21 protein-coding genes are annotated in these 23572 nt (G+C 64.3%); 9 read left to right on the forward strand and 12 right to left on the reverse strand.

The window, feature by feature from the left end; all coding sequences use genetic code 11:
- Positions 1–53: 53 nt before the first annotated feature.
- The 6 genes from hisD to hemG form a co-directional block, all read right to left on the reverse strand.
- Complete coding sequence (gene hisD / locus C453_RS14085; protein ID WP_008325374.1) at positions 54–1343, reverse strand: histidinol dehydrogenase; 1290 nt, start codon at positions 1341–1343, stop codon at positions 54–56.
- An 87-nt stretch (positions 1344–1430) separates the two neighbouring features.
- The gene (locus C453_RS14090) at positions 1431–2009 is read right to left on the reverse strand and encodes a hypothetical protein (RefSeq protein ID WP_008325375.1); all 579 of its coding nucleotides are present in this window, start codon (positions 2007–2009) and stop codon (positions 1431–1433) included.
- A gap of 118 nt (positions 2010–2127) precedes the next feature.
- Positions 2128–3264 (reverse strand): pyridoxal-phosphate-dependent aminotransferase family protein, encoded by a 1137-nt coding sequence (locus tag C453_RS14095; protein WP_193788071.1) that lies wholly within the window; start codon positions 3262–3264, stop codon positions 2128–2130.
- A 150-nt stretch (positions 3265–3414) separates the two neighbouring features.
- Entirely contained in the window at positions 3415–6576 is a 3162-nt protein-coding gene (locus tag C453_RS14100; protein ID WP_008325377.1) for an FAD-binding and (Fe-S)-binding domain-containing protein, read from the reverse strand.
- 126 nt (positions 6577–6702) lie between these two features.
- Complete coding sequence (locus tag C453_RS14105; protein ID WP_008325378.1) at positions 6703–7515, reverse strand: hypothetical protein; 813 nt, start codon at positions 7513–7515, stop codon at positions 6703–6705.
- A gap of 3 nt (positions 7516–7518) precedes the next feature.
- Positions 7519–8121, reverse strand: coding sequence for a menaquinone-dependent protoporphyrinogen IX dehydrogenase (hemG, locus tag C453_RS14110; protein WP_008325379.1), 603 nt, complete (start codon positions 8119–8121; stop codon positions 7519–7521).
- 141 nt (positions 8122–8262) lie between these two features.
- On the opposite strand from hemG, the gene thiE reads away from it, so the two are divergent.
- The 3 genes from thiE to thiD are packed head-to-tail and all read left to right on the forward strand — an operon-like array spanning position 8263 to position 10609.
- Positions 8263–8907: a thiamine phosphate synthase gene (gene thiE, locus C453_RS14115; RefSeq protein WP_008325381.1), complete on the forward strand. Its 645-nt coding sequence runs from the start codon at positions 8263–8265 to the stop codon at positions 8905–8907.
- Positions 8904–9785: a hydroxyethylthiazole kinase gene (thiM, locus tag C453_RS14120; RefSeq protein ID WP_008325387.1), complete on the forward strand. Its 882-nt coding sequence runs from the start codon at positions 8904–8906 to the stop codon at positions 9783–9785. Before thiE ends, thiM begins: the two co-directional genes overlap by 4 nt.
- Positions 9786–9793: 8 nt before the next feature.
- Positions 9794–10609 (forward strand): bifunctional hydroxymethylpyrimidine kinase/phosphomethylpyrimidine kinase, encoded by an 816-nt coding sequence (gene thiD, locus C453_RS14125; protein ID WP_049907707.1) that lies wholly within the window; start codon positions 9794–9796, stop codon positions 10607–10609.
- Positions 10610–10632: 23 nt separating this feature from the next.
- Here thiD and C453_RS14130 read toward each other — a convergent pair whose 3' ends face one another.
- The 4 genes from C453_RS14130 to C453_RS14145 all read right to left on the reverse strand — a co-directional run bounded on the left by C453_RS14130 (position 10633) and on the right by C453_RS14145 (position 15784).
- Positions 10633–11454 carry an arylamine N-acetyltransferase family protein gene (locus C453_RS14130; protein ID WP_008325392.1) on the reverse strand — a complete coding sequence of 274 codons (822 nt, stop codon included), beginning with the start codon at positions 11452–11454 and terminating at the stop codon, positions 10633–10635.
- 164 nt (positions 11455–11618) lie between these two features.
- Positions 11619–13061, reverse strand: coding sequence for an alpha,alpha-trehalose-phosphate synthase (UDP-forming) (locus C453_RS14135; RefSeq protein WP_008325393.1), 1443 nt, complete (start codon positions 13059–13061; stop codon positions 11619–11621).
- Between the two features lie 281 nt (positions 13062–13342).
- Positions 13343–13594, reverse strand: coding sequence for an MTH865 family protein (locus tag C453_RS14140; protein ID WP_008325395.1), 252 nt, complete (start codon positions 13592–13594; stop codon positions 13343–13345).
- A 51-nt stretch (positions 13595–13645) separates the two neighbouring features.
- On the reverse strand, positions 13646–15784 hold the full coding sequence (locus tag C453_RS14145; protein WP_241430777.1) for a pentapeptide repeat-containing protein: 2139 nt from the start codon (positions 15782–15784) through the stop codon (positions 13646–13648).
- Positions 15785–15961: 177 nt separating this feature from the next.
- On the opposite strand from C453_RS14145, the gene C453_RS14150 reads away from it, so the two are divergent.
- Entirely contained in the window at positions 15962–17122 is a 1161-nt protein-coding gene (locus tag C453_RS14150; protein WP_008325397.1) for a dihydropteroate synthase, read from the forward strand.
- A gap of 115 nt (positions 17123–17237) precedes the next feature.
- Positions 17238–17897 carry an HAD family hydrolase gene (locus tag C453_RS14155; protein ID WP_049907708.1) on the forward strand — a complete coding sequence of 220 codons (660 nt, stop codon included), beginning with the start codon at positions 17238–17240 and terminating at the stop codon, positions 17895–17897.
- Positions 17898–17912: 15 nt separating this feature from the next.
- Here C453_RS14155 and C453_RS14160 read toward each other — a convergent pair whose 3' ends face one another.
- Entirely contained in the window at positions 17913–18347 is a 435-nt protein-coding gene (locus tag C453_RS14160; RefSeq protein ID WP_008325399.1) for a cytidine/deoxycytidylate deaminase family protein, read from the reverse strand.
- Between the two features lie 116 nt (positions 18348–18463).
- On the opposite strand from C453_RS14160, the gene C453_RS14165 reads away from it, so the two are divergent.
- The 3 genes from C453_RS14165 (at position 18464) to C453_RS14175 (ending at position 21006) form a co-directional block, all read left to right on the forward strand.
- Entirely contained in the window at positions 18464–19408 is a 945-nt protein-coding gene (locus tag C453_RS14165) for an ATP-grasp domain-containing protein (RefSeq protein ID WP_008325400.1), read from the forward strand.
- A 99-nt stretch (positions 19409–19507) separates the two neighbouring features.
- Positions 19508–20122 carry a hypothetical protein gene (locus C453_RS14170; protein ID WP_008325402.1) on the forward strand — a complete coding sequence of 205 codons (615 nt, stop codon included), beginning with the start codon at positions 19508–19510 and terminating at the stop codon, positions 20120–20122.
- A 92-nt stretch (positions 20123–20214) separates the two neighbouring features.
- Entirely contained in the window at positions 20215–21006 is a 792-nt protein-coding gene (locus tag C453_RS14175; RefSeq protein WP_008325403.1) for an alpha/beta fold hydrolase, read from the forward strand.
- Between the two features lie 24 nt (positions 21007–21030).
- Here C453_RS14175 and C453_RS14180 read toward each other — a convergent pair whose 3' ends face one another.
- Positions 21031–22431, reverse strand: coding sequence for an FAD-binding oxidoreductase (locus tag C453_RS14180; RefSeq protein WP_008325405.1), 1401 nt, complete (start codon positions 22429–22431; stop codon positions 21031–21033).
- A 223-nt stretch (positions 22432–22654) separates the two neighbouring features.
- On the opposite strand from C453_RS14180, the gene C453_RS14185 reads away from it, so the two are divergent.
- Complete coding sequence (locus tag C453_RS14185) at positions 22655–23566, forward strand: helix-turn-helix transcriptional regulator (protein ID WP_008325407.1); 912 nt, start codon at positions 22655–22657, stop codon at positions 23564–23566.
- Positions 23567–23572 lie beyond the last annotated feature (6 nt).

Here is a 23572-nt window from a genome sequence, read left to right on the forward strand (position 1 = left end):
GTGTCATAAAAATGGTTAGAAAGAAATTCAGACTCGTCGAAAGCGGTCGGCAGTTACTCGTCGAGACGCTCGCGGACGCTCTGTGCGTGCGCGTCGAGGCCCTCTGCCTCTGCGAGCGTCGTAATCGTCTCCGAGAGGTCTTCTAACGCAGCTTCGTCGAGTCGCTGGACGGTCGTCGAGCGGACGAAGTGGTCCACGGAGAGGCCGCCCTGTCGCTTTGCGCCCGCGCCGGTCGGGAGGACGTGGTTCGTCCCGGAGGCGTAGTCACCCGCCGCGACGGGGGTGTACGGTCCCAAAAAGACGCTTCCAGCCGAGTCGATGCGGTCCAAGAGGGCTTCGTCGTCGTCGGCCTGAATCGACAGGTGTTCGGCGGCGTACTCCTCGGCGAAGAGCACTGCCTCCGACATCGACCGCGCGAGGAGGACGCCAGAGGCGTCGTTCTCCAGCGCGGCCTCGATGGTCTCAGTCCGATTTCTCTCGGCGGCCTGGTTCTCGACTTCCGCGACGATGGCGTCTGCAATCTCCTCGTCGTCGGTGACGGCAACGACCGAGGCGTTGGGGTCGTGTTCGGCCTGTGCGACGAGGTCGGACGCGACGAACCGTGGGTCTGCGGTCTCGTCGGCGACGACGAGAATTTCGGATGGACCGGCGAGGAAGTCGATATCCACGTCGCCGCGGACTTCGGCCTTGGCGGCGGTGACCCACTTGTTGCCCGGCCCGACGACTTTCTGGACGGCGTTCACCGTCTCGGTCCCGTATGCGAGCGCGGCGATGCCCTGCGCTCCGCCGACAGAGTAGACGGCATCGACATCCGCGACGTGCATCGCGGCCAGCGTGACCGGGTTCATCGTGTCGGCCGGGGGCGTCGCAACTGCGACGTGTTCGACGCCAGCGACCTTCGCAGGGATGACGCCCATCAGGACGCTCGACGGGTACGCTGCCGTCCCGCCGGGGGCATAGACGCCGACGCGTTCGAGCGGGCGATAGCGCCGACCCAGTTCGCGCGTGCCCGAGTCGCCGCCGAAGTCCTCGCGCCAGTCGTCGGGTACCTGTCGCTCGTGGAACTCGCGGATGTTCGCCGCGGCCGTCTCGATGGCCTCGCGCACGTCGTCGTCGATTTCGTCGTAAGCGCGCTCTGCGGCGTCTGTCACGTCGATATTACCCACTTCGACCTCGTCGAACTCGCGGGAGAACTCGCGGAGTGCGACGTCGCCTTCAGTTCTGACGCGCTCGACGATGTCGCGGACGTCCGCCCGGACCTCGGCGACACCGGCGTCTCGCTCGAAGAAGGCGTGGCGAGCGTCGGGGCCGAGACCGGCCAGTTCGCGAACCTCGATGTTCATACCCGGCGTTGGCAGGCGGCGCGAAAAGTCGTTGCGGAACCGGTGGGGGTTGGCGGAGTGATGTGCGCCCGACAACCGTGGGCTGTCTTAGACCACGTCCCGACGCTCAGTGTAGGTCAGCGTCTGCTCGTCGCTTTGAATCGTCGTCTGGATGGTTATCCACCCGTCGGCTTGCTGGACCGCGAACGCCTCAGTGAACGAGAGTTCGACGCGACGCGTCGCGGTGTAGGACTCACCGCTTTCGAGGCCGCCAATCTCCTCTTTTCCTTGCCAGACGACGTCGTCTTCGGCGGTGCTGTTGCCGACGTAGATTCGACTGTAGACCGTGACACCGGTCGCAGCGTCGTCCTGCTGGTTCGTCACGCTACTCGTCACGTCGCGGCACGTCTGCCCGCACTCTTCGATGTCTTCGATGACGAACGTAAACGGCGGCGTCGAGGTCTCGTCAGACGAAGACTCGTCGGAATCGCCGCCGCTACTGTCACCGCCGTCGCCACCGCCGGACGAGTCGCCTCCGGAGCTCGGTGTTGCCGTCTGCGTCGGGAACTCACCGTCTAGCTCGTCGTCGTCGCTGGCGAACGGGCCGACGCCGGTCACAAAGGCGGTCGCAACACCGCCACCGACGAGTGCGAGGACCGCGAGGACGACCAGTGTAGATCGCTTCATTTCGGGCTCGATAGAGTGCTTGGGCTAGTTCGGGATGTATGCTTGGGCCGATGAGAGATGAGAGAGTGCCCACAGGTGGGGTTCGTCGGTGGTCGCCGTTCGGTGAGGTCCAGTACCGCTATTGGTGCAACCGTTCGCGCATCGCCGCGAATCCGGCGTCCACGTCAACGTCCACATCCTGCGCCTCCAGCGCCTCTCCCAGTGCGGTCATGAGGAACGCGACGTTCTCGGGCTGTGCAGCGTAGCCCATACACCCGATTCGGAAGATGTCGCCCGCGAGCGCGCCGAGACCGCCCGCGATTTCGAGGTCGTAGTGGTCGAGGACGTAGTCGATTGCCGCGCCAGCATCGACGCCACCGGGGACGAGCACCGCGTTGAGGCTCGGCAGCCAGTACTCGTCTTCGGGGTTGAGGCCGAGACCCATCGCTTCGACACCGGCTTTGAGCGCGCCCGCAACCCGGCGGTGGCGCTCCCAGCGACTCTCGATACCTTCCTCGGCGACGAGGCGGAGCGCCTCCCGAATCGCGTAGACGTTGGTGATGGGTGCAGTGTGGTGGTACGAGCGGTCGTCGCCCCAGTAGCCTTCGAGAAGCGAGAGGTCGAGGTACCACGACCGGGGTTCTTCCTCGCGTGAGAGCACTTTGTCCATCGCGCGGTCGTTGAGCGTCAACGGACTCGCACCCGGGGGACAGGAGAGGCACTTCTGCGGGCCGGAGTAGGCCACGTCGATGCCCCAGTCGTCGACTTCGAGTTCGACGCCGCCCAGAGAGGTCACGCAGTCGGCGACGACGTAGGCGTCGTGGTCGTGGGCGATGCTCGTCAGTTCGGGGACGTTCGGCTGCTTCACGCCGGTCGAGGTCTCGGCGTGGACGAAGCCGAACACGTCCGGTTGGTGTTCGTCGAACGCGTCCTGTACGTCGGCGGGGGCGAGCGGCTTGCCCCACGGGGCATCGACGTGGACGACACTCCCACCGGCGCGTTCGGCCATCGACTCCATGCGACCACCGAAATAGCCGTTCGTCGGCACGAGGACGGTATCACCCGGTTCGACGAGGTTGCCGATGGCCGCCTCCATCGACGCCGACCCGGTCCCCGAGACGGGTATCGTCCACTGGTTGTCGGTTCGGAACGTATAGCGCATGAGTTCCTGCACCTCGTCCATAATCTCGATGAACGAGGGGTCGAGGTGCCCGACGAGCGGCGTCGACATCGCGCGGAGGACGCGCGGATGAACGTCGCTCGGACCCGGCCCCATCAGCGTTCGATTCGGCGGATTGAGTTCGCCGACATCGGGTGCATCTGACATGGTGTGTGCTGTGATGCCCCACCGTAGTGTAAAAGGTGTGTTTGCGGAACCGACACCCGGCTTCGGTGCCACACCATGGCGTCCCGACCCACGAAATCATCACCGAAGCAACTCGGCGACTTTCTCAATCGGGTGCGGAGGTCTGTGCGTGGCTTCATCTCGGTCTGTGAGTTGCGTCCGACACGACGCCCCGGGTGCGACCACGGTGTCGCCGCTGCTCTCGTCCACCTGCTCGAACAGGATTCGGCCGATGGCTTTCGAGAGGTCATAATGCTCGGACTCGTAGCCGAAACTCCCGGCCATCCCGCAGCATCCCGAATCGAGTGGGTCCACGTCGTAGCCGACGCGCCGGAGCACACCGACTGCGTGGTGGTCCTTGTTCAGCGCCTTCTGATTACAGTGGCCGTGGTAGGTCAATGACTCGGGCGAGTTGCGGCCGCCGTCTGCCGCGGCTTGGGGAGTCGCAGCCGAACTCCCCGCTCGTCCTCGAACGTCGAGTTGTTCGTCGAGTCGGAATACGTCGATGAACTCCATGACGCCGTAGGCGGCCGCGCCGACGTCCAATGCGGCCTGTCCATCGAGCAGGTCGGCGTACTCGTCTTGGAACATCACCGCGTCGGACGGTTCGGTGAACACGACCGACCAGCCGTCTTCGACGAATGGCCGCAAGCGCCGGACGTTGTGATGTGCCCGCTGGCGCGCCACGTCGAGGAAGCCGCCGGAGAAGGCTGCCCGGCCGCTCGGAGCGACGTTTTCGGCGAGTTTGACGTGGACGCCCGCCGCTTCGAGGGTTCGCACTGCGGCCTTGCCCACCTCGGGAGACACGTAGTTCGTGTACGTATCTGGGAACAGAAGCACCCGGTGGGTCGCGTCGGTCGGGGAGACTGCAGACCGTCGGCTGTTCATCCAGCGTTCGAGCGTGTTCCGGGTGAACGTCGGCAGGTCTCTGTCGGCAGCGATGCCGAGATAGCGGTCCATCACGGCCCGTGCCCCGGGAACCGCCGTGAGCCAGTTCGAGACTGGTGCGAGTTTGCTCCCTAACTTCGCCGCGGCGTCGATTTGCGCGAAGAGTCGCTCCCGGACTGACGACCCTTCTTCGGTGTGGTACTGGTGTTTGACCTCGGCTTTCAACTTCGCGAGGTCCACGCCCGTCGGGCAGTCGTTCTTGCAGCCCTTACACCCGATACAGAGGTCGAGCACCTCTTTTTGGAATCGCTCGGCGTACAGCTCTGATTCGGGCAGGTCGCCGCTGATGGCCGCGCGAAGCATGTTCGCCCGGCCGCGGGTCGTCTCCATCTCGTCCCGTGAGGCGCGGTAGGTCGGACACATCGTTTCGGACCCCGTCTGTCGGCAGGTGCCACACCCGTTGCACAGTTCGACGAGATGCGAAAACCCGCCTTCGTCGTCGAAATCGAGTGCCGTGGTTGGTTCGAGCGAAGAGTATTCTGGCCCGTAGCGAAGGTGCTCGCGCATATCAGTCGGGTCGTCGTCGCGATAGACGACTTTCCCCGGGTTCATCCGCCACTCGGGGTCGAACGCGGATTTGAGGTCCTTGAACGCCTCCCAGAGGTCCGGGCCGTACATCTTCGGATTCCACTCGGTTCGCGCGAGACCGTCGCCGTGTTCACCCGAGAACGCGCCGTGGTGCGCCAACACGAGGTCGGTCACGTCGTCGGTAATCGAGTGCATCGTCTCGATGCCGTCGGCGTCTTTCAGGTTCAAGATGGGCCGAATGTGGAGCGTGCCGACCCCGGCGTGGGCGAAGTAGGCGGCCGACGTGCCGTGGTCGGCCAGCACCGCCTCGAACGACTGGACGTACTCGGCGAGTTCCTCGGGCGGAACGCTCGCGTCCTCGATGAACGGGTAGGGCTTCGGGTCGCCCGGAAGTGACATGAGAAGCGGAATCGCCGCCTTTCGGAGCTTCCAGATGTCACCCTGCGCCTCGTCGGAGTAGGCTTCGATGGCGTCGAAGGCGGTGCCGCCGCCGTCCTCATCGGTGTGGGCGTCCCGTTCGGCGTGGGCATCTCCGTCGTTGTGGGCATCCCCGTCGGCGTGGCTGTCGTCCGATTCGAGGAAGTGCTCGTTCGCCCGCCGAATCGTCGCCTCGAAGTCGTCGTGCAACTCGGAGTCGAACTCCAGCATCAGCGTCGCGGCCGCCCCGTCGGGAATCTGCTCGACGTACTGGGCGTACTCGCTGGACTCGCGGGCCATCCGAAACACCTCGTCGTCCATGAGTTCGACCGCGCTGGCGTCGAAGTCGAGAGCGTCCGGAACCGCGGCCATCGCGTCGACGAGGTCGTTGTAAGCGTAGAGGACGAGCGCCGTTTCCTCGGGGACCGTCACCAGCGAGATGGTCGCTTCGACCACCACGCCGAGTGTCCCCTCGGCACCGACGAACAGCTTCGAGAGGTTGATGACGCGCTCGCCGTCGTCGTTCTCGAAGACGACCTTGTGGAGGTTGTAGCCAGACACGCAGCGTTTGAGTTCGGGATACCGGCGTTCGATTTCGGCGTCGTTGTCCTCGACGAGCGCCCGGACAGTCCGATAAATCTCGGCCTCGCGGTCGTCTTTCGAGACGATGTCGTCCCACTCGTCGCTGTCGAGCACGACGTCGCGGGTGTGAATCTCCGACCCGTCGGCGAGGACGACGCGCAACTCCTCGGTGTAGGCGTCGGTGATACCGTACCGAACCGAGTGCGCACCGGTCGAGTTGTTGCCGATGCCGCCGCCGATGGTGGCGCGGTTCGACGATGCCGGGTCGGGCGCGAACTTGAGACCGTACTGCGCAAGGTGGTCGTCGAGGTCGTCTTGCACCACGCCGGGTTGGACTGTCGCCCGGCGGTTCTCGGGGTCAACCGCGACGATGTCGTCCATGTACTTCGAGAAGTCGAGGACGACACAGCCGGGACCGACAGACTGTCCCGCGAGCGACGACCCGGCACCGCGCGGCAGAATCGGTACGTCGTGCTCGGCCGCTGTCTCGACTGCTGCGCGAACGTCCGCGACGGTTTTCGGGATGACGGCGCCCGCCGGGCGCGCCCCGTAAATCGACCCGTCGGTCGCGTACAACACCTGCGTGTACTCGTCGAACCGAACCTCTCCAGCGACGACGCTACGCAAGTCTGCCGCCAGCGCGGCGTACTCGGCCACGTCAGCTACGTCGTAGGCCTGCGACTCCTGAAACGCCTGCAAGTCACTCAGGTCGCCGCCGCCCGTCGTCGCGGGTGGTCGGGTCGCCCGCGTCTGGTCGTCGCCAGTCATTATCATATATAATCATGTAAATAGTGAAAAGTGTGTGTGCAGGCCGTCACATTTGCCAGCCTCGGTAACTGTCACAGTTACTGGAACGTGATACAGTGGTCGAGGTGATACAGTGGTCGAGAGGACTCACTGTGGCAGATTTCGGGGATAGTTTCCGACACCAGTCTCGGCGGCCCCCTCGACGATGACCCACCCGCGCTGGTCGGCCGGTAGGTCGTAGACGTACACGCGGTCGGTGTACTCGTTGTAGTTCCATCCGCCGACCCACCACGAGTTGGTGCCGCGGAGTTCGACAGTCACGGACAGTTCGGTCGTCTCCGGGCCGTCGTACGAGACGAATATCTGCGTGTCGTAGCTGTAACACTGCACGTCGTCGTCCTCGTACGGCCACGCACAGGGGACTGCGGTCACGTTCGACCGCGGTTCGAACAGCGGTTCTGTCCCTTCGGGTGCTCGGGTTTCGACAGAGCGGTTCACCGTCCGGTCGGCGGTCAACTCGATTGCATCGTGGTCGACTCTGACGACATCGGTGTCGTTTTGGTCGTACTCGTCGGCCGAGACTCGTTCCCACCGAACGAGTCGGTCGTTTTCAATGACCGGGCGGTGATACGTCGGGTCGGCCGGGAGTTCGTCAGCTTGGAGTCTGAGCATCGGTCCGTACTCCGTTTCGACTACGTCGTACGACCACGTCTCGGGGAGTAGGTACTCCCGCGTCTCGATGACGTCCGCGACGGGCGAGTCGCCGTCGACGACCGGCAACGGGGCCAAGATGGTCACGTTCGAAATCGGCTCGTTCGCCGAGACGCGGACTTCGTAGGAGTACTCGCTCCCGTAGGAGTTCAAAAACGAGAGTCGCCCGAACGCCCAGAGGCCACCACCGATTGTGGCGACCACGAGGAGGACGGCGACGGCGACGATACCGAGTGTGCGGGACTTCATGCCTTACACGGACGTTTCTTCGGGCTCGCCACCAGCCGCCACGTCGCCGTCGACCGCCACGTCACCCGCCTCGACGAGGGCGGCGAAGTCGGTGGCGAACGCCTCGACTTCGTCCCAATCGGTGTACTCGTAGTCTTGGGAGGTATCCGTCTCGCCGATGGTCTCCTGCGTGATGCGCTTCATTATCATCCGCGTGAAGAACCCGTACTTCGAGTAGCGGAGCGCACCCCCGAAGGCTCCGATTCGGTCCGGTTCCCACCCAGTCTTCTCGACGAACTCCTCGATGTACTCGGCGACGTGCGCGTCGCTCTCTTTGCTCGGGAACGCCGACGACAGCGACACTTGGAAGAACGCATTCGGCCGCGTTTCGAGTGCCTCGCGGTGCTCCCTGACGAAGCGGTGTACCTTCGTTCCGTGCTTGCCCATGTGGATGGACGACCCGACGAGCACCGCGTCGAAGTCCTCGACCGACAGGTCTGTCGGAACGTCGGCGACTGAGACCGCAGTTGCTTCGTGGCCCCGGCCGTCGAGTACTGCGACGATTCGCTCAGCTATCTTCTCGGTCTGTCCCTCTTTGCTGCCGTATGCGACGAGAAACGATATCATCACCACTCACCACATGTCGATTCGCTGTCCACCGAGATAACCCCGATAGCAGCCTCTCAGTCGCCGAGAACCGGTCGCTTCGGAAATTCGTCGAATGGTAACGACTTTGCCGCCACAGCCGACTACCAACAGATACAACCAATGAATATCCCCATGGACACGTATCTCGTCACCCAGTCGGACCTGTCGGGCGACAGGTCGACGACCGAGGTCGTCGAGGCCGCGGTCGCCGGTGGCGTGGACTTCGTGCAACTCCGCGAGAAGCAGGCGACTGCCCGCGAGCGCTACGTCCTCGCCAGCGACGTGCGCGAACTGACAGCCGAGGCGGGCGTCCCGTTCGTCGTCAACGACCGCATCGATATCGCCGCGGCAGTCGACGCCGACGGCGTCCACCTCGGCGACGACGACCTCCCGATAGCGGCCGCCCGCGACCAGTTGGGCCGAGACGCCATCGTCGGCCGGTCGGTCTCGACGGTCGAGGCTGCACAGGCCGCGGAAGACGCCGGTGCCGACTACCTCGGTGTCGGTGCCGTCTTCGCGACCGACTCGAAAGACATCGACGACGACGAGTACGAAATCGGCGTCGAGCGAGTCGCGGCCGTCGCAGACGCCGTCTCGATTCCTCTCGTCGGTATCGGAGGTATCACCGCCTCGAACGCGGCTGACGTGGTTGCCGCCGGGGCCGACGGTGTCGCGGTCATCACAGAAATCACCGACGCGGGCGACCCCGAAGCTGCGACGCGCCAGCTTGCGACCGCGGTCGACGACGGGAGGGACCGCCAATGACACGCTCGTCGGGCGGTCTCGACCGCGACCTGGACCTCCAGCGCGCGCTCTCGGCCGTCACGTCGGCCGAACCCCTCGTCAACTCGGTTACCAACGAAGTGACCGTCAACGACGTGGCGAACATCACGCTCCACTGGGGCGGCCTGCCGGTCATGTCCGACGACGAGCGCGAAGTAGGCGACATGGTCTCCATCGCGAGCGGCTGTCTCCTGAACATGGGGACGGTCAGCGAGACGGGCGAAGAGACGATGCTGACCGCGGGCCGCGCCGCGGGCGAGAACGACGTGCCGCTCGTCGTCGACCCCGTCGGCGTCGGTGCAACCCCGACTCGCTCTCGCGTCGCCGACAGACTCGTCACGGAACTCGACGTGGACGTGCTCAACGGCAACTACGGTGAAATATCCGCGCTCGCCGGTGCCGATGCGGAAGTCCGCGGTGTCGAATCGGTCGGCGAGTACGCCGAAATCGCGGCGACTGCGGTCGCGTGCGCCCGCGAAACGGGCTCTGTCGTCGTCGCATCCGGCGAGACGGACATCGTTGCGACCGAGGAACTCGCCTACGAGGTCCACGCGGGCCACGAGATGATGGGAACCGTCGTCGGGACCGGTTGTATGCTCGGCGTGACGCTGGCGACGTTCGCCGCCGCCATCGACGACCCACTCGAAGCCGCGCTGGCAGGGACGATGGCCTACGGACTGGCTGGCGAACTGGCCGCTGACGGCGTCTTCGGCGAGTATCACGGCCCGGCGAGCTACCGCGTCGCGTTCCTCGATGCGGTTGCTGGCCTCGCAAACGGGACGGCCGCGGAGCGGTCCGACGACCCGCTTCCCGACCTCGCGGACCGAATCGAACGAATCGAAATCGAGGTGCAGCCGTGAGCGACGACATGCTCTCGCCGACGCCCGAAACCCCGCCGTACGCGCTCACCATCGCCTCCAGCGACTCCGGCGGCGGCGCGGGCATTCAGGCCGACCTGAAGACCATGACGCGCCTCGGCGTCTACGGTGGCTCGGTCATCGTCGGCGTGACCTCGCAAAACACCCGCGGCGTCACCGGAACGCACGTCCTCCCGAGTGAGACAGTGCGAACTCAGTTCGACGCCGTCGCCGACGACTTCGACATCGGCGCGATAAAACTCGGAATGCTCGCCACGGCCAAGGCAGTCGAGACGGTCGCAGAGTGTCTCTCCGACTCTGACGCCCCCATCGTCGTCGACCCCGTGATGGTCGCAACTTCGGGCGACCGCCTCCTCGACGAGGACGCCATCGACGCCTACGACGACATCTTCGCGCAGGCGACGCTGGTGACACCGAACGCAGACGAGGCCGCGGAACTCACCGGCCACGTGCCGGACAGTCCCGAGGCAACCCGCGAGGCCGCCGACTGGTTCTTCGAGCGCGGTGCCGACGCGGTCCTCCTGAAGGGCGGTCACGTCGAAACCGGCGACGGAACAGTCGCCGACACGCTCGTCACCCGCGATGAGACGACGACGTTCACCAACCCGCGAGTCGACACCGACCGGACTCACGGCTCCGGGTGCACGCTGTCGAGTGCAATCGCGGCCGGACTCGCCCGCGGCGACGACCTCGAAACCGCCGTCGAGCGCGGCATCGCGTTCACGCGGGCGGCGCTCGCCGCACCCGCAGACGTCGGACAGGGCGCGGGAAGCGTGAACCACCTCGCCGACTTCGGCGACGGCTAAGCTCGGAATCATACTTGGTGGCGCTACGCGACCGGCGATTCGTCCGCCTCGACTCGGTAGTCGATGCCGAACTCGCGTTCGAGGAGGTCGTCCCACTCTGCCGCTCCAATCTCGCGCTCGCTCGACTCACTTCCGACGTACCGCGTCAGCGACTCCGGAGCGAGTTTTCGATGGCCGTCCTCGGTCGGCCGGATGACGACGGGGTCGCCGGTAAACGACGACTCGGGGGCGCTCTGGAGGTAGTCGCACGTCGCCTCGAAGTACGTCAGCATGCGCGGCGTGTCCGAAAACAGGTAGCGGTCTTGCCATTCTCCGTCGGGTTCGTAGCGGTACTGCGTCAGATGCGTCTCGTCCGGGCGGTCGCTCTCGACGACGCGCCACGAGACGCCCGCTTCGTCGGTTCGGACCTCGCCATCGAGTGGGGTCGGCCGCCGCATCGAGGGGACGCCCATACCGACGTCGACGACGTATCTCCGGTCGAGTTCGACGACGTTCGAGTGGTGGTTCGCCGGTGGGCGACCGACGCCGTCGTCGTCGAGGACGCGCGCAGCCACTCTGTCGGCGTCGAATCCGAGGTCGGAGAGCAGCCAGTTGAACAGGCCGTTGAGTTCGAAACAGAAGCCGCCGCGCTCGCGCTCGACGACTTTCTCGAAGAGGTGCGGCAGTTCGAGTCGGACGCCCTCGCCGTCGTCTGTCTCGTCGAAGGGATGGCCCGTGACGGCGAGCGTCTCGAAGGGAATCGTCGTCACGTGGGCGTGTTGGAGGCGACGGAGCGACGAAAGCGACGGCTCGCCGAGTGAGTCGGGGTCGATACCAATTCGGGAGAGATACGTGTCGGAGTTCATAGGAAACTGGGTGCCGTCCGAGTCAGTTCACTGCCGTCTCGACGGCGGAGGGCCGAGTGGGGGATACCTACCTCACTGCAGCTACACGTACTCACTCGTCCCTCAAAGGCGCTCGCTGAAGGAGAATTTAGTAAGGGATCTGAGTGGTCGAGTCGCGCCGACGCTCATCGACTCCACTGTCCCAGCGAGTGTTCCATCCACGCGCCGATATCGGACGCCGCGACCTGCTCGTACATGCGCTGGAATCGCTCGGCTCGCTCCGTTTTCGGGGCGTCCAGCGCGGCCTCGATTTGCGCCGCAAACCCGGCGGTGTCGTGCGGATTGATGGTGAACGCGTCGTCGCCGATGAGTGTGTGGACACCCGCGAACTTGCTGAGGACCAACGCTCCCGAGGCTGACTGGTTCGCGGCGACGTACTCCTGTGCGACGAGGTTGTAGCCGTCCGCGAGCGGGCTCACGATGCACACGTCGGCGTTCCGATAGAGACTGCTGATTTCCGCGCGGGTGTAGCGACCATCGAGATAGACGACTGGCTGCCACTCTTCGGTTCCGAATCGGTCGTTGAGGTGGCGTATCTTCTCGAAGATATCCCGCTGGTAGCGCTCGTACTCTGGAATCTGCTCGCGGGTCGGCGACCCCTTCTGAAGCAGTCGGAACGACCCGCGCAGGGAGTCGTCGCGTTCGAGCAGGTGTTCCACGGCGTCGAGTCGCTGGAGGATGCCTTTCGTGTAATCCAGTCGGTCGACGCTGACGGCGATTCGCTCGTCTGGGGCGATTCCCTCCCGTTCCCGGAGGTCGCGCCAGAATCGTTCGGCTTCGGGACTCTCTGCGAGGTTATCGACCGTCTGGGTGTCGATGCCGACGGGCGCGACGTACACCTCGACGGTTCGACCCTCGTGGGTCACCTGAAGCGCGTCGGTGTCGACTTCGGCGTCTGGAAGGGTTCGCTCGACTGTCGCGAGGAACTCCTGTGCGTAGCCGTGGGTGTGGAACCCGATGCGGTCGTTGCCGAGCAATCCGGTCAACAGAGCCGCTGCGTGAGGACTCCGGTCGAACAACTGCGCCGGCGGCCACGGAATGTGCCAGAAGTGCTGAATCGTCACGTCGCCGTCGGTCTGACGACGGACGAGTTCCGGGACCAACGCGAGGTGGTAGTCGTGAACCCACAGAAGCGCCGTGTCGTCATCCTGCCGGGCGAGTGCGTCGAGGGCGGCACCGGCGAACTGCTCGTTTACCGCGGTGTAGGCGGTCCAATCGTCCGGCGAGGCTCGAATCCGGTCGACGTGTTCGTGACAGAGGGGCCAGAGGACTTGGTTGCTGTAGCCGTAGTAGTAGCCCTCGTAGGGCTGGTCGGGGATGTCGAGTCGCTTGAGCGAGTACTGTCCGTCGTCCGGTGGGACGGTAACGTACCCATCGCTATCTGTCACGTCGAAGTCGGCGCGGCCGTGGCCGTGTGCGACCCACGTGCCGCCGATTTCGCGCATCACGTCGTCCATCGCGGCGGTCAGTCCGCCGACCGGTTTGGTCACGTCGTTCGGCGCGTCGTGGACGTACGGCTCGCGGTTGGTGAGCACGACGAGTCCGGTGTCGGTGTCAGTTTCTGTCACAGCTCTGGGGTAGGTGGTCTCGACTCCATCTCAGTTCGTGTCGGGGTAGGTCGTTTCGGGCCGTGTCGGGTCGTGTCGGGGTGGGGTCGTTGCGGGTCGCGCCGGGTGGTCTCAGGTCGCGTCTGGTCGTTTCGGGGCAGTCCGGTCGCGCCACATTGCTTCGACACCGTACCGTGGCCAACACGTCGTTCGGCACGGTGCTGACAACTCATGTGGGTGTACGGTTGCTCGCCTAAAACAGTCTCTATCGCCTCGGCCGTTCTCCGCAACTTCCGTGTTGACTACGCGCCGTCTTCCAGAGTATCGACGAGTTCGTCGACGAACGCCTCGACCGTCTCGTACGGGTAGCCATCGGGCGAAACCGCGAGTTGGAGTTCGGACGGCGTCACCTCGGAGTCCGCAATCTCGAAGCTCGCGTTGTCTCCCGACCGGAACGCCGCCGAGAGGTCGTGCGGCCCGGTTATCGGGAGGTTCACCTCCGAAAACGCCTGTTCGAGCTGTGTTCGAACCTCGCCGGAGTCGGCGTCAGTCATCGCTCCCACCTCGGACAACAGCGAGTTAAGTCTGTCTCAGCGACCCACACCTCAGCGGTTGATAGACCGCGTGAGCGTGAACACGAACAGCGCGATGAGGAACGCGCCGAGGAACGCCTCGACCTGACTGAGGAAGTTAATCAGCGGTATCGACACCTTCGACGCCTGCCCGAGCAGGAGCGTCACGAACGAGCCGATACTCAGTATCCCGTAGTTCAACGGATTCTCGTAGAGGCCGGGTGCGAGGACGTAGTAGAGTACTGAGAACAGGGCGACTGCAAGCATCGACGTGCCGACGACGTTCGAGGGGCGCTCGCCGTAGCCAGTCACCCAGTCGAGAACGAGGTTACTCGCCCAGCGACGCCGGTAGCTGGCCCATTCGACCCGCGAATCGGCTTCCGACGCCAACTCGGCGTAGCGGTCCCGCCGGTGGCTCATTTCGAGACGGAAGAACTCGGCTGCCGATTGGTTGTCGTTGATTTTGCTCGCGCCGTTCTTCGCGTAGAGGTAGGTCGATTCGAGTCCCTCCGCGTCCGGGTCGTCCCAGAGCGCCCCGTCGTAATAGCGGTCTGGGTCGCGGGCGAGTCCCTCGGCCGCCCGGTCCCGTAACTCCTCGTACCTGTCCGATTCGAATGCGTGCCCGAATTCCGACTCCTCGTCGCTGCGCGCCTGCGTGAGCGCGAGTCCGTAACTCGCCAGCGACGACGCCCGTTCTCCGAGGTCGTCGGGGTTGCGGTGTATCTCGAACTGGTTCGCCGCGAGGTCGATGTCGTCGTCGCGGTAGTCGAACGCGTCGAATCGCGTCCGGTAGAACCGGATTCGAGAGAGCACGTCCACGTCGTCGGGCGCGGCGAACTCGACGGTGCCGAGTGTCGCGCCTGCAACGTCGTAAATCGCGGTTCCGTCCGTGGGTTGTTCGAGACAGCCACCGGCAATCGTGCTCCCCTCGAGACAGACGTACGAGTCGTTTGGGGCGCGAGTCACATCCGGTCGCACGCGGAGGCGACGTTCGATAGTCGTCTCTTTGAGGTTCAACGCGCCCGCCGGGTCGACCCCGCGGAAGTCCGCCTCCTCGAAGCTCGCGCCTCGGAACACGGTCTGTTCGAGGACTGCGCCCGAAAAGTCGGCGGCGTCGAACGTGCAGTCCTGAAAACTGGCCCAGCCGAGGTGGGTGTCCGAGAAGTCCGCTTCGAACTCGAAGGTAGACTCGTAGAACGAGACCTCGCCCAGTGACGCACCGGAGAAGTGCGCCCGCGAGATGCTGGTGTGGATGAAGTTCGCGAGCGCGAACGACACGTCGTTGAAGTACGCGCCGTCGAACGCCGTGTCTTTGAACACTGCCCGGTCTATCGTCGCACCGCGGAAGTCCGCCTCGTCGAACGACGCGAAGTAGAAGTTCCCGACCCCGAACGTCACGTCGTCGAAGTCGCACAGTCGGATGTCGGCGAAGGAAAACCGAGCCGTGTTGATGGTGGCCTCGTCGAAGGACGCCCGCCGAATCGAGGCGCGGTCGAACGCCACGCGCTCGGCGTCTGCGTCGCGGAAGTCGACGCGCTCGACGGTTGCATCTTCGAACGAGACCGTGCCACAATCGGCCGACGCGAACACGGCGTCGTCCAGCCTCGATACGTCGAGCGTGAGGTCGGCGACCGTCGCTCCGAAACACCGAATCGACTCGAACGTCCCGTGAAGGTGGCTCTCGCCGGAGATGGTTGCCCCGCTCAAATCGAGTTCGTGGGTGACAGTTGCGTTCGTACAGTCGAGCGAGCCGATGGTCGCGTGCCGAAGGTCGATTGGATAGTTGTTGTCGGCGTCTATCACGACCGAATCGAGACAGAGCGTGTCGAACTTCGCGCCGACGAACTGCTTTTTTCGGCGTCGCTCCGTCCGGTCGTCGCACTCGGCGGCCTCCGTCAGGACGTCCAGGAGTGCTTCGCTCTGGTCGATGTCGCCAGGTCGCTCCGCAGGCGGGAGGTGCAGCAAATGAAACGGACAGTGGTCGGACCCGGAGACGGGGTCGTGCGGGCACTCCCACTGGCCGTCGTCTGTCAGGGAGTCGTCGCCGCGGAGCGGGCTCTCCAAGTCGTGGTCAGTCTCCCACTCACTCGGGTCGAAGACGAACGTGCAGGTGGACTGGTCAGTCGTCACGTCGTGCACCCGGTTTCTCGACGCAACTGTTTCTTCCCTCACTCGTCGCCTCGCTCGCACCAGTCGATTCAGTCATTCGAGGTGTCAGCCAGCCCGACACACCACACCCACATCAACATTTGGTTGGCCGGCCTCGTCGGGGAGTTGTCGGCCAGTTTCGCTGCAATCTGTCCTCACTCGACCGATGTGCTTTTTGTTCGGCAACCGTCCTACGCACATATGAGAACGGTCGAACTCGGCGACTTCACCGTCGGTGACGGGTACCGCCCGCGAATCATGGGTGTGCTGAACATGAGCCCAAGTTCGGGGTGGAAACCGAGTATGCACGCCGAAATCGAAGACGCCGCGCGGTTCGCCGAAGACGAACTCATCGGCGAGGGTGCCGACATCGTCGACATCGGCCTCCAGTCGGCGAACATCAAGTACGACGTCCTCCCGGCCGAGAAGGAACTCGAACGGTTGGACAAGGCCGTCGCCGTCATCGACGAAATCGGCGACGACGCCGTCTTCTCTATCGAAACTCGGTACGCAGACGTCGCTGAAGAGGCCCTCACTCGCGGCTTCGACATCGTCAACGACGTCGCTGGCTTCGCCGACCCGCGAATGCGCGAAGTCTGTGAGGACTACGACGTGCCGAACATCAAGATGGCAAGCCCGCCGGACCGCCAGAACCCCGGTGCGGTCATCTCGATGGAAGAGACCTTTGCCGCGCTCGAACGCGGCGGCTTTACCGACAAGACGATTCTCGACCCCTCCTTCGGGAAATGGACGCCCGAAAAGACGTTCGCGGACGACCGCGAGCGCTTCCGCCGACTCCGTGAGTTCCGCGCGTTCAACCGCCCGCTCCTGACAGCGACGAACCGCGAGGACTTCCTCGGCGACATCGCCGGGCGAATGGAAAACGAAGACCAACTGCCGGTCAGCCTCGCCGCGGCGACGATGGAAGTCGAACGCGGCGCGCACATCATCCGAACCCACGACGTAGCCGAGACGCGCGACGTGGCGCTCGTCGCCCACGCCCTCGGCACCGACCGACTCGTCGACGACGACGCCGTCCGGGTCGTCGAGTACACCGATATCTCGCGCCGCGAAGCCGAGAAACAACTGGCCATGCGCGGCGGTGACGACGCGAGCGCCGCGACCGGCGTGTCGCTCTCGTTCGTCGCCGAAGGCCTCGAACAGCGCGACATCGACGCCCTCGAATCGGTCTGTGTCGAGTACGACGTGCCGCTCGCGCCGAGCGAGAGTGCGGGCGTGTTCCTGAGTGGAAGCGTCGCCGTCCTCAAACAGGTCGCAGACGAGATTTCCGGCGCGAGCGACAACCTGACCGAACTCGCCGGGAGCATCCGCCGAGCGGCCACGAAGTACACAGACCGGTAATTCGATTACGCCGCTTCGAAGCGCTCGGACCCGCGCTTCGGACTGCCAAATGGGTGCGGCCACCAAACTATCAAGACCAAAACAACTATTTTCGCACCGCGGGGTGGTGTGGTTCGTGACACGATACGACGCGGTGCTGTTCGACAGCGACGGAGTTCTCGTCGAACCACCGAACCAGGAGACACAACGCGAGGCGACTCGTGAGGCGTTCCGCGCTGTCGGCGTCGAAGACATCCGAGAGGAGCATCTCGACGCCGTCATGGGCGGGAAGAGCGCCGACGCCCTCTTCGAGGTCTGTTCGGTGTACGACCTCGACGTGGCTACGTTCTGGGACGCGTTCGAACACCACGACGAGCAGTCGCAGTTCGACGCCTTCGAGGCGGGCGCTCGGGAACGCTACGACGACGTCTCCGCTATCGCCGACCTCTCGGTCGCTCGCGGTATCGTGAGCAACAACCACCACAGCACCATCGAGTTCAAATTGGACTTCTTCGAGATGCGCTCGCTGTTCGACACCTACTACGGCCGCGAGAAGACACTGGAGAGTCTCACGCTCAAAAAACCGAACACGCACTACATCGACCGGGCGATGGCCGACCTCGGCGCGGAATCGGCGCTCTACGTCGGCGACAGCGATAGCGACGTGGTCGCGGCGGAGCGTGCCGGACTCGACTCCGTGTTCGTCCGACGAGCGCACACCCGAGATACCGAGCTCTCGGTCACGCCGACCTACGAGGTGGAGTCACTCCACGATGTCGTCTCGCTGGCCGAGTAGAGACGCAAATCCCGACTACCACGTCCGCGTCGGAAGCAAGTCGATTGCATCGACGACCCGATTTTCGCCGTCGATGGGGACGATAACCCGCATCGCGTCGTTGTAGTCGGCGAGCAGTTCGCGGCAGGGGCCACACGGCGGGACGACCCGGACCTCAGTCGCGTCGTGGCTGTCCATCGGATACGCGACTGCGACGCAGGTCTGAATCTCGTCGTGCGTGTACCCATCGGCGATGGCCGAACCGACGGCGACGGGTTCGGCACACATCGAGGCGCGGCCGATACTCGCCGGGAGGCTCACGCCCTCGTATACCTCGCCGTCAGCCATCCTAACCCCCGCCGTGACGATGTCCGCACTGTCGAAGAAATCGGGGTCGAAGGTGTCCAAGTTCGTCTCGGTGACGATGTCGATGAGGGCCGTGTCTTCGTCAGTCAGCGGAGCCGACTCCATGCAGGTCGGTGAGTTTTCGGACTGATCTCAGTTCTGGCGAGCGCTTGGAACAGAGGTTGCTCTGTGCTACCCCGACGCGAACACTTTACCCACTCCCGCCCGACCGTGTCCGTGTCATGATGATTCCCCAACGTCTCGGCATCGTCACCGGTACCGACGCCCCGGAGTTGACAGCGGATGGGAAGGCGCTCCGAGAGGCGCTTCGCAGCCACGGCTTCGACGCCGAGGCGGTTCGCTGGATGGACTCGTCAGTGGACTGGTCCGACTTCGACGTGGCCCTCCTTCGGTCCTGCTGGAAGTACTACACGCGCCCGGACGACTTCCGTGACTGGATTTCGACTGTCGAGGACGCGGGTGTGACGCTCTTGAACCCGCCGGACGTGGTTCGGTGGAGTATGAACAAATCCTATCTCAGCGAACTCGACGCCGCGGGCGTTCCTATCATCCCGACCGCGTGGGTCGAACCCGGAGAGCGACCGAATCTGGAGACGATACTCAGAGAACGCGGCTGGGACGAGGCCGTCGTCAAACCGGCAATTGGGACGAGTTCGGCTGGCGCGTGGAAAACGTCGCTCGAAACGGCAGCGCGGGACCAACCGCGGTTCGAAGAACCGTTCTCGGCAGCACGGCGAACCGGCTCGACCGCGGGCGGCGAAACCGAGGGTCAGACGCTCTCGTCGCGCGGCGCGCTCGTACAGGAGTTCGCTCCCGAGGTCGCCGATGGCGAGCGCTCGCTCGTGTTCTTCTGCGGGGAGTACAGCTACGCGTGGCAGAGCTTCCGCGCGCCAGACGAGTTCGGTGTCGACCCGAATTTCGACGCAGAAGACCGGACGTACGAACCGACCGAGGAAATCGTCGCGCAGGCGAGTAAGGCGTTGGAGACGGCGGCCAAACTCGTCGGTGTCGACGCGGCACACCTCCCCTACGCCCGCGTCGATGGAATCGAACGCGACGGCGAGTTTCGGCTCATGGAACTCGAACTAATCGAGCCGTATCTCGACCTCGGTGGCCACGACGCGGTCGGCGACCTCGCAGACGCTGTCGTCTCGGTACTCGACTGACTGCCGAACCCCTTAGTCGGTCGAACTGTTGTCTCTGACGACTGATTTCGGGACCGACTAGGTTTTATATCGAGGTCCCGCACCCGACACTCGTACAGCATGGATGGTGACGACGGCTTCGACGACCCCATCGCGTCGGCACTGCTCGGACAGTCGGCCTACGAGCGGGTTCGAGTGCGCCGACGCAGTCTCTTCAAGCAGCACCTCGCATACAAACTCGCGTTACAGAGTGCAATCTTCGGTGCACTCGCGTTGGTGTTGCCACTGGCGATGACGCTGCCAGCGTCGACACAGCGTCTCTTTCCCGGCGGTGAACCACTGTCGTCCGCGCCGAAAATCCTCGTCCTTGGGGCGTACGCGGGTGCTATCGAGGCGGTCGCAGCGCTCGGATTGGTGTACGTCGGCTATCAGCGCGTCCAGCGCGGCGACGTGATGAGCGAAGGCGAGGCCGCACACCTGTTGAACGTCGAAGACGCCGCGACGATGATTAGCCTCGTTACCGGTGCGGCGGCCGTCGTCACCCTCGATGGATTCTTCCTCCTCGGTCACGCCGGACAAGAGTTGTTGGCGGGCTATCTCGCCGCCGGGGGCGGAAACCCCTTCGCTGGCACGGAGATTCCTGTGAGCGTCCCTGCAGTCGCCATCCCAGCCGCCGTTCTCGCGGTGGTGTTGTTCGTTTTGAGCCGATACTTCCGGCGTGAATTGCAGGCGTGAATTGCGGTGAACTGCGCGTCTGAACTGCAGGCCAGAACTGCAGACTCGAACGGAGCGGGAGATTTTTCCCCGACTGCTCGCCAATTCTGCCAATGAACCTTCCTGCCGATTGGCAAACAGACTCTGTCGACGTCGACGGCGTCTCGTTGCAGTACTACCGAACCGGCGAGGGACCGCCGTTGGTGATGGCACACGGCTTCACCGACAACGGGCGATGTTGGGAACCACTCGTCGAGGACCTCGCAGACGACTACGACGTCGTGACTTACGACGCCCGCGCCCACGGCGCTTCGGACGCGCCCGAAACCGGGTACGAACCCAGCGACAGGGTTGCCGACCTCGTGGGGTTGCTCGACGCTCTCGACCTCTCGGACCCGATTTTGCTCGGCCATTCGATGGGTGGATCGACTGTGGCGTTGGCCGCCGCCATGCACCCTAACCTCCCACGTGCAGTCGTGCTCGAAGACCCTGCTTGCATGCTCGACATCCCAGAGAGTGGCCCCGACGAGCGGGCGGCTGAGGTCCGAAACACGGTTCGAGAGTGGTCTGAAAAGGGTGTCGACACCATCGCCGACGAGTACCGAGACGACCGACCGGAACTCGCCCGACGCCTCGCTGTCGCCCGAACCGAGTGCCGTCCGGAAATTGCAGAGATTACGCGTGCAGGATTCGGGGGCGCAGCCGAGATATTCCCCGATATCACCGCCCCGACGCTCGTGTTGAAAGCGGACGCCGACCCGGAGACGCGAGCAGCGCACCTCGACACGGCCGACCAGTTGGCCGACGGCCGACTCGTCCACGTCCCCGACGCCGGGCACTGCATCTTCCGCGACCAGTACGATGCCGGACTCGCGGAGTTGCGGGCGTTCCTTCGGCGGGTATAGCCGCCCCTGTTGGACGGGCGACGACTACGACGAGGGAGCCACGTTCTGGTTCATTCGGAACAGGTTCGTCGGGTCGTACTCGTCTTTCAGCGCGACCAGTCGTTCGTAGGTCGGGCCGAACGTGGTCTGCAACATGTCGTCTCCCTCCTCCAGAAAGCCGGGGAAGTTGAGGTAGACCGACCCGTCGGAGAACTGCCGCATATCGTCGAGGCAGTCGCGGGCCCACGCGACGTTCTCGTCGTCCATTTCGGGGGCTTCCCAGTTTGCCTCGACACCCAGAAGATACGGTGCGTGTCGCCCGGCGAACGCGTTCTCGTCGTTATCCACGTCGCTAATCGCCCCACCCAGATGCCAGATATCGACCGTCGAAAGCGGAGATGGCGCGGCGTCGACCCAGTACGCCAGTCGGTCGAGTACGCTGTCTGAGAGCCCATCGAGGTACAGCGACTTCCAGTAGTAGCGCATTCCGTCGGGGTAGTCTTCGTCGAGGAGTCGCTGGAGTTCGACGTAGGGCAACACGCCGCTGAAGTCGGCCAGTGGCTCGGCGAGCGTTCGAAGTGGTTCGAGCGCGGCCATCCCCTCCGCCGGAGGACCGGCGTAGCACCCGAGCACCCCGATTTTCTGCTCGTCGAGAGCGTCACCAGAGAAGAGTTCCTCGTCGGGCATCACGCCCGAGAACGTCAGGGAACTCACTTCGTCGGGGGCTGACGCGCAGTATTCGCGGTAGGCACCCATCGTCGATTCGAACTCGTCTGCCGAGTAGAAGACGAGGCACATCGCGACTTCCGGGCCGACGGGAAAGAGGTCGAACTCGAACGCCGTGACGACGCCGAAATTGCCGCCCCCGCCTCTGATCCCCCAGAACAACTCGGCGTGTTCGTCTTCGCTCGCGGTCACGAACTCGCCGGATGCGGTGACGAGTTCGACCGACCGCAACGCGTCACAACTGAGTCCGTACTTCCGGCGGAGGTGGCCGATGCCGCCTCCGAGAGTCAGCCCCGCGACGCCGGTGTCCGAGACGACGCCACCGGGTGCTGCGAGGTCGAACGCCTGCGTCTCGTGGTCCACGTCGGCCCACGTCGCACCGGCCTCGACCCACGCGGTTCGAGCGTCTGGGTCGACGCGGACACTCGTCATCTCCGAGAGGTCGATGACGAGTCCGTCGTCGCAGACGGCGCTTCCCGCGACGTTGTGGCCGCCGCCTCTGACCGAGACGAGGAGGTCGTTCTCGCGGCCGAAATCCACTGCTCTGACAACGTCCGCGACACCCGAACACCGGGCGATGAGGCCCGGATGTCGGTCTATCATCCCGTTCCACACCGCCCGTGCGTCGTCGTACTCGCCGGAGCTAGGGCGAATTATGTGCCCGTGGAAGCCCTCGATAAACTTCTCTCTCGCCGTGTCGTCGATGTCGGGTATAGACATGTATTAGCATACGTCTGTCTCTCGGTTAGCCTCACTCGCTGCCCCGCGTTTCAGAGACTGAACCGTGTCTCACGCGACGAAACGGTGGGGAATCAAGCTCGAAGCACGACTGGCTGAGTTGAGATTCGAAGCACACGCACTGGGTTGAGGCCCCAAGCACACGCGCTGGGTTTGAACGGGGTAACGTTACTATCGCACCTCTCGTCTATTGCTAGCAAGAAACATGGCTTCGGACGAGCACAGTCGCGAGACAAGCCACGAGACCAGCCGCGAGGGTCCTCCAGAACCGGGGACACCGCTCTTAGAGGCTATCTTAGAGAACGCGCGCAACCGCCGATATCTCGGCCGGCGACTCGCGCAGGCGAACGAGCGCATCGAGACGGACGTGCTCGGCGACATCGTCCGTCACGGGCCGGTCCTCGAAGCGCTTCTCGACGGCCCGCTCGACAGGAGAGAAATCGAGTCTCGCCTCGACGTGTCGAAGGCGACGAGCCACCGGTTCACGCAGTGGCTCGACCAGCAGGGGTTCGTCGAGAAAGTAGACAGTCGCTTCCGACTGACTGGACTCGGACAGATTATCGCGGAAGAAGTGCTTCGATTCGAGGCCAACGTCGGGACTGCACGGCGACTCACACCGCTCTTGGAAGCCGTCTGCGAGGACCACCAGGAGTTCGTCGTCGAACCGTTCGTCGACGCGACAGTCACTGTCGCAGCGCCTGACGACCCCTACCGCCCCGTCGAGCGATTCATCTCGCTCGTCCGCTCCTCAGAGACGTTCCGGGGGTTCAACACGACGCACATGGCCCCGCTCGTTCTCGGTGGGTTCCACCAACACGTCTTCGAGACCACCGAGACGGAGATTATCTACCTCCCGCACATCGCGGACAAACTCTTCGAGACGTACCCCGAACAGGCTCGGGCGGCAGTCGAGAGCGGCCACCTGACACTGCGGACGCGGGACGACCTCCCGTACGGTCTCGCCCTCTTCGACAAGCGAGTTGGCATCGGTGGCTACGACGAGACGACCGGACTCATGCGAGTGTTCGTCGATACCGAGTCACCTGTCGCCCGCGAGTGGGCCGAACGCGTCTACGAATCTGTCAGGGCGGACTCCGAACTACTTGCAGACGGGTGACTCCCT

Origin of the sequence: Haloferax elongans ATCC BAA-1513 (genome assembly GCF_000336755.1) — an archaeon.
In the GTDB taxonomy this organism is placed as follows: domain Archaea; phylum Halobacteriota; class Halobacteria; order Halobacteriales; family Haloferacaceae; genus Haloferax; species Haloferax elongans.

What these genes read in the sequence shown, in the direction of transcription:
- C453_RS14185 (WP_008325407.1), top strand. Translation starts at nt 22,655, where the DNA reads ATGGCTTCGGACGAGCACAGTCGCGAGACAAGCCACGAGACCAGCCGC.
- C453_RS14100 (WP_008325377.1), bottom strand. Translation starts at nt 6,576, where the DNA reads ATGACTGGCGACGACCAGACGCGGGCGACCCGACCACCCGCGACGACG.
- hemG (WP_008325379.1), bottom strand. Translation starts at nt 8,121, where the DNA reads ATGATATCGTTTCTCGTCGCATACGGCAGCAAAGAGGGACAGACCGAG.
- thiE (WP_008325381.1), top strand. Translation starts at nt 8,263, where the DNA reads ATGAATATCCCCATGGACACGTATCTCGTCACCCAGTCGGACCTGTCG.
- hisD (WP_008325374.1), bottom strand. Translation starts at nt 1,343, where the DNA reads ATGAACATCGAGGTTCGCGAACTGGCCGGTCTCGGCCCCGACGCTCGC.
- C453_RS14150 (WP_008325397.1), top strand. Translation starts at nt 15,962, where the DNA reads ATGAGAACGGTCGAACTCGGCGACTTCACCGTCGGTGACGGGTACCGC.
- C453_RS14095 (WP_193788071.1), bottom strand. Translation starts at nt 3,264, where the DNA reads ATGGGGCCGGGTCCGAGCGACGTTCATCCGCGCGTCCTCCGCGCGATG.
- C453_RS14175 (WP_008325403.1), top strand. Translation starts at nt 20,215, where the DNA reads ATGAACCTTCCTGCCGATTGGCAAACAGACTCTGTCGACGTCGACGGC.
- C453_RS14160 (WP_008325399.1), bottom strand. Translation starts at nt 18,347, where the DNA reads ATGGAGTCGGCTCCGCTGACTGACGAAGACACGGCCCTCATCGACATC.
- C453_RS14170 (WP_008325402.1), top strand. Translation starts at nt 19,508, where the DNA reads ATGGATGGTGACGACGGCTTCGACGACCCCATCGCGTCGGCACTGCTC.
- C453_RS14090 (WP_008325375.1), bottom strand. Translation starts at nt 2,009, where the DNA reads ATGAAGCGATCTACACTGGTCGTCCTCGCGGTCCTCGCACTCGTCGGT.
- C453_RS14140 (WP_008325395.1), bottom strand. Translation starts at nt 13,594, where the DNA reads ATGACTGACGCCGACTCCGGCGAGGTTCGAACACAGCTCGAACAGGCG.
- C453_RS14165 (WP_008325400.1), top strand. Translation starts at nt 18,464, where the DNA reads ATGATGATTCCCCAACGTCTCGGCATCGTCACCGGTACCGACGCCCCG.
- C453_RS14180 (WP_008325405.1), bottom strand. Translation starts at nt 22,431, where the DNA reads ATGTCTATACCCGACATCGACGACACGGCGAGAGAGAAGTTTATCGAG.
- thiD (WP_049907707.1), top strand. Translation starts at nt 9,794, where the DNA reads ATGCTCTCGCCGACGCCCGAAACCCCGCCGTACGCGCTCACCATCGCC.
- C453_RS14105 (WP_008325378.1), bottom strand. Translation starts at nt 7,515, where the DNA reads ATGAAGTCCCGCACACTCGGTATCGTCGCCGTCGCCGTCCTCCTCGTG.
- C453_RS14130 (WP_008325392.1), bottom strand. Translation starts at nt 11,454, where the DNA reads ATGAACTCCGACACGTATCTCTCCCGAATTGGTATCGACCCCGACTCA.
- thiM (WP_008325387.1), top strand. Translation starts at nt 8,904, where the DNA reads ATGACACGCTCGTCGGGCGGTCTCGACCGCGACCTGGACCTCCAGCGC.